We start from the raw sequence: 889 nt of genomic DNA on the forward strand, positions 1-889 counted from the left end.
CCCGGCCACCCTCCCCGACCCACGCCCGGGTGGCCGAACCACCGTCGCTGTTCGGGCCCGGCCGCGCCCGGTGGGTCTCCATGGCCGCCGCCCTCGGCACGTCGGGAGCACCGGCCACCGCGCCCCCGACGGAAGGGGAGGACTGGGCGTGGTACCTGCGCACCAACAACCAGGCCAACGCCACCGTTCGACCACTGTCCGAGCCGGCCGGAACGCTGTTCTTCGGCAACCGGGCCAACGAATGCCTCTGGATCCCCGAACCCCACGCCACCACCCCTGCGGTGACGAGGTCCTCCACGCCGCCGGAGCCGATGCGGATCACCGCCCGTGAAGCGGGGGTACTGCAGACCTTCCCCGCCGACTACCCCTGGGCCGGGACCAAGGGCCGGCAGTTCTCCCAGATCGGCAACGCCGTTCCCCCGCTGTTCGCCGCCCACCTGCTCGCACCCCACCTCGACGTCGGCTTCGACCCCGATGACTTCACCCTGGCCGCCTGATGCCCCACGCCTCTGATGACGATGACCTCGAGCCCGCACGGCCGGTGTACCACGCCGAGCGGGCCCTGCTCGGCGCGCTCCTGCTGGAGCCCCGGCGCCTGCAGGAGGTCGGCGACCTTGTTCCGGAGGCGTTCTCCACCGCTGAGCACCGCGCCCTGTTCACCGCGATTCGCTCCCTACCGGCCCCCGACCCCGCCCGGCACGCCCGCACCACCACGTGGCTGGACCGGGTACTGGCCACCGCCCGCCGACAAGCCCGCGGCCTGACCGCCTCCCACCTCCACGGCCTGGTCCGCGCCTGTCCCCAACCGCGCCACGCACCCGCCTACGCCCGGATCGTGCAGACCGAGCACGCCCGCCGCACCCTGCGCACCCGAGCCCAACGCCTCGCC

Annotated in this window: 2 protein-coding genes; both read left to right on the top strand. The window is 73.9% G+C overall.

The window, feature by feature from the left end:
• A partial coding sequence (locus FOE67_RS27155) for a DNA cytosine methyltransferase (RefSeq protein ID WP_182667465.1) occupies window positions 1-497 on the top strand: 497 nt, incomplete at its 5' end.
• Window positions 497-889, top strand: a 393-nt coding sequence (locus FOE67_RS27160; protein ID WP_323385605.1) for a DnaB-like helicase N-terminal domain-containing protein, incomplete at its 3' end; no start/stop codon positions are given. The genes FOE67_RS27155 and FOE67_RS27160, both read left to right, overlap by 1 nt.

It is taken from the genome of Streptomyces calidiresistens (assembly GCF_014141525.1).
GTDB lineage: Bacteria > Actinomycetota > Actinomycetes > Streptomycetales > Streptomycetaceae > Streptomyces > Streptomyces calidiresistens.